Origin of the sequence: Bacteroides xylanisolvens XB1A (assembly GCF_000210075.1) — a bacterium.
Lineage (GTDB): Bacteria > Bacteroidota > Bacteroidia > Bacteroidales > Bacteroidaceae > Bacteroides > Bacteroides xylanisolvens.
In genome coordinates this window covers 607,876-612,043 of record NC_021017.1, presented here as the reverse complement: position 1 = coordinate 612,043, position 4,168 = coordinate 607,876, and the positions used below count along the sequence as shown (strand labels likewise).

General features: G+C 43.2%; 4 protein-coding genes. 3 read left to right on the top strand and 1 reads right to left on the bottom strand.

The features are described from left to right. On the bottom strand, positions 1-519 hold a 519-nt coding region (locus BXY_RS02440), incomplete at its 3' end, for an aminotransferase class I/II-fold pyridoxal phosphate-dependent enzyme (RefSeq protein WP_208946725.1). A 219-nt stretch (positions 520-738) separates the two neighbouring features. Here BXY_RS02440 and BXY_RS02435 point away from each other — a divergent pair. The 3 genes from BXY_RS02435 to BXY_RS02425 all read left to right on the top strand — a co-directional run bounded on the left by BXY_RS02435 (position 739) and on the right by BXY_RS02425 (position 4,022). Beyond that, the gene (locus BXY_RS02435) at positions 739-1,764 is read left to right on the top strand and encodes a diacylglycerol/lipid kinase family protein (RefSeq protein ID WP_004312888.1); all 1,026 of its coding nucleotides are present in this window, start codon (positions 739-741) and stop codon (positions 1,762-1,764) included. 108 nt (positions 1,765-1,872) lie between these two features. After that, a complete protein-coding gene (gene aspS / locus BXY_RS02430) occupies positions 1,873-3,636 on the top strand; it encodes an aspartate--tRNA ligase (protein ID WP_134993568.1) in 1,764 nt (587 codons plus the stop codon). Continuing rightward, positions 3,633-4,022, top strand: a complete 390-nt coding sequence (locus BXY_RS02425) for a GtrA family protein (RefSeq protein ID WP_004312886.1) — start codon at positions 3,633-3,635, stop codon at positions 4,020-4,022. Before aspS ends, BXY_RS02425 begins: the two co-directional genes overlap by 4 nt. Positions 4,023-4,168 lie beyond the last annotated feature (146 nt).

Sequence of the window (4,168 nt, the reverse complement as noted above, 5' to 3'; positions counted from 1 at the left end):
CACTGAATCTGGATTGCACTTTTGAAGTTGCTTTTCCAGATCCGCCATATCGTTATGCTTATATTTTAATTGTTGAGAGAAGGAGAGACGACGGCCATCTACGATAGATGCGTGGTCGCGGTCATCGCAAATGATATAATCATTGCGGTCTGTCAAAGCAGGAATAACTCCGGAATTCACCGTAAAACCGGTTGAGAAGCAGAGCGCTTCATCTTTGCCTACAAAGGCAGCCAGTTCTTTTTCCAACTGAACGTGCAGGTCAAGCGTACCATTCAAGAAGCGCGAGCCTGCGCAACCGGAACCATATTTATGCATGGCGTTGATACCAGCTTCAATCACTCTTTCATCTCCCGTAAGGCCAGTGTATGCATTGGAACCGAACATCAACACTTCGTGTCCGCCCATTTCTACCTCTGTACCCTGCTTTCCTTCTATCTCACGGAAATATGGGTAAACGCCCTGTGCCATAAACTTTTGTGGCAGGTCGTACTTAGCTAACTTCTCTTGTAATAATCCCATGAATTATAATTTTTATACTCATACTCAGATCGTTCGCTGACGATCTTACATCCTTTTATCTTAACAAGTGTTTAAAAACAGGGGGCAAAGATAACAAAATTTGCTTTTATCTGTTCTTTTTAAGAGAAAAAAGTTGTTCTCGTATGATTAGAAACCTCTAATAGATTAAAATTTAAGATATTTATATTACTTTTGTCGTCTACAATCGACAAGAATAGCATGAACGAAAGAATGAAAAAAATAAAATTCGTCGTCAATCCTATTTCGGGAACACAAAGTAAAGAATTGATTCTTAACTTGCTGGACGAAAAAATAGACAAGGCGAGATACTCTTGGGAAGTAGTGTATACGGAAAGAGCCGGTCATGCAGTAGAAATAGCTGCCAAAGCTGCCGAAGAGAAAACAGATATAGTAGTGGCTATTGGTGGGGATGGAACAATCAATGAAATAGCTCGTTCGTTGGTGCATACTGATACCGCGCTGGGAATTATTCCCTGTGGATCGGGCAATGGACTGGCGAGGCATCTGCATATACCGATGGAACCGAAGAGAGCATTGGAAGTGCTGAACGAAGGTTGCATGGATGTGATAGATTATGGTAAGATTAACGGTACGGATTTTTTCTGCACTTGCGGAGTGGGATTCGACGCGTTTGTCAGTCTGAAGTTTGCGCATGCCGGTAAACGGGGGCTATTGACTTATCTGGAGAAAACCCTGCAGGAAAGTCTTAAATATGAGCCGGAAACGTACGAACTGGAAACGGAAAACGGAGTTTCCAAGTATAAAGCCTTCCTGATTGCCTGCGGAAATGCGTCGCAATATGGAAACAATGCTTATATCGCACCGCAAGCCACTCTGACAGATGGTTTGCTGGATGTGACCATTCTCGAACCGTTCACCGTATTGGACGTTCCTTCATTGGCCTTTCAATTATTCAATAAAACAATCGATCAGAATAGCCGTATCAAGACTTTCCGCTGCAAGCAGTTGTGCATCCGCCGGACTACTCCGGGCGTCGTGCATTTTGATGGTGACCCCATGGAAACGGATGCCAATGTAAATATTCAACTGATTCAAAGAGGATTGCGCGTGGTAGTGCCACGAGCATCGGAAAAGGACGCAGCCAATGTGCTCCAAAGAGCGCAGGAATATATGAATGGCATCAAATTGATGAATGAAGCCATCGTCGACAATATAACAGATAGAAACAAGAAAATATTGAAAAAGCTGACAAAGAAAGTCTGATAAAATAACGGATTACTGACACCGAATTACAAATTATTGCGTACTTTTGCGCAGTTTTGGTTCGATCAAAATAAAAACGCGAGTGATAATCGTTTAAATAAAAAATATATGTTTAGAACGCACACATGTGGAGAACTTAGAATCTCTGATGTAAACAAGCAAGTCACGCTGTCCGGATGGGTACAGCGCAGCCGTAAGATGGGAGGGATGACTTTCATTGACCTTCGCGACCGTTACGGAATTACCCAATTGGTTTTTAATGAAGAAATTAATGCTGAACTCTGTGAACGTGCTAATAAATTGGGACGTGAGTTCGTCATTCAAGTGACAGGAACGGTTAATGAACGTTTCAGCAAGAATGCAAACATTCCTACCGGAGACATTGAAATCATTGTTTCCGAACTGAACGTACTAAATACTGCCATGACTCCTCCGTTCACTATCGAAGATAACACGGATGGGGGTGATGATATCCGCATGAAATACCGTTATCTGGATTTACGCCGTAACGCTGTACGTTCCAATTTGGAACTGCGTCATAAAATGACAATTGAAGTTCGCAAATATCTGGATAGTCTGGGTTTCATCGAAGTGGAAACGCCCGTTTTGATCGGTTCTACTCCTGAAGGCGCACGCGACTTCGTGGTGCCGTCACGTATGAATCCGGGACAGTTCTACGCACTTCCGCAGTCTCCGCAGACCTTGAAACAGTTGTTGATGGTTTCCGGTTTCGACCGTTATTTCCAGATTGCGAAATGTTTCCGCGACGAGGACTTGCGTGCCGATCGTCAGCCGGAATTTACACAGATCGACTGTGAAATGAGCTTCGTTGAGCAAGAAGATATTATCTCTACTTTCGAAGGAATGGCTAAACATTTGTTTAAGACTCTTCGTGGGGTGGAACTGAATGAACCATTCCAACGTATGTCTTGGGCGGACGCCATGAAATATTATGGTAGCGATAAACCGGATTTGCGTTTCGGCATGAAATTCGTGGAACTGATGGATATCATGAAAGGTCACGGATTCTCTGTATTCGATAATGCGGCTTATGTGGGCGGTATCTGTGCAGAAGGTGCTGCGACTTATACCCGTAAGCAGCTGGATGCATTGACCGAATTTGTAAAGAAACCGCAGATTGGTGCGAAAGGAATGGTTTATGCTCGTGTGGAAGCCGACGGAACGGTGAAATCGAGTGTAGATAAATTCTATACGCAGGAGGTGCTCCAGCAAATGAAAGATGCATTTGGAGCTAAACCGGGTGATTTGATTCTGATTCTGTCTGGCGACGATGTAATGAAAACACGTAAACAACTTTGCGAGCTTCGTCTGGAAATGGGTGCTCAACTGGGATTGCGTGATAAGAATAAGTTTGTTTGCCTTTGGGTGATTGACTTCCCGATGTTCGAATGGAGCGAGGAGGAAGGACGCCTGATGGCTATGCATCATCCGTTTACTCATCCGAAAGAGGAAGATATTCCGATGTTGGACACTGATCCGGCAGCTGTACGTGCAGATGCATACGATATGGTAATCAACGGTGTGGAAGTTGGCGGCGGATCTATCCGTATCCACGATGCGAAATTGCAGGCGAAGATGTTCGAGATTCTTGGATTCACTCCGGAGAAGGCAGAGGCACAGTTTGGTTTCCTGATGAATGCCTTTAAGTATGGTGCGCCTCCTCACGGTGGTTTGGCATACGGACTCGACCGTTGGGTGTCTTTGTTTGCAGGATTGGATTCTATACGCGACTGTATTGCGTTCCCGAAAAATAATTCCGGACGTGATGTGATGTTGGACGCACCCTCTGCAATCGACCAGAGCCAGCTTGATGAACTGAATTTGATCGTAGATTTGAAAGAGGGCGAGTGAAAGAATCTGTACGCATATTCCGTTTTATAGTCATCGGTACAATGAACGCTTTGATTATGGCGTTGGTTGTATGGTTAATGATGAAAGAAATGTCATTTGACGGCGACTATATGGTGGCTAATATAACAGCGTATCTGATAGCTCAAATCCATAACTTTCTCTGGTGCAAATACTGGATATTCCCCGTAGAAAATAAAAAGAATAGTATCTGGAAACAGATACTGCTCTTTTGTTCTGCTTTTGCCGTGGCTTACACCGCACAGTTTTTATTTCTTATCTTATTGGTAGAAGGACTGGACATGAATGAATATCTGGCTCAATTTCTGGGATTGTTTATTTATGGAGGAGCTAATTTCCTAGCCAACAAGAAAATAACTTTTCAATGAAATAGTTATTAAATATAATATATAGAAAGGGCACAGAGTTTTAAATTTAGATTTTGACTCTGTGCCCTTCTTATTTCCTTACTGTAGCAGGGACATTTCCCACATAATAAATATAATAGGGACTGTCTGACAAGTCCCTCATTAAT

Coding starts and splice junctions, on each gene's coding strand:
- BXY_RS02435 (WP_004312888.1), top strand. CDS start 739: ATGAACGAAAGAATGAAAAAAATAAAATTCGTCGTCAATCCTATTTCG.
- aspS (WP_134993568.1), top strand. CDS start 1,873: ATGTTTAGAACGCACACATGTGGAGAACTTAGAATCTCTGATGTAAAC.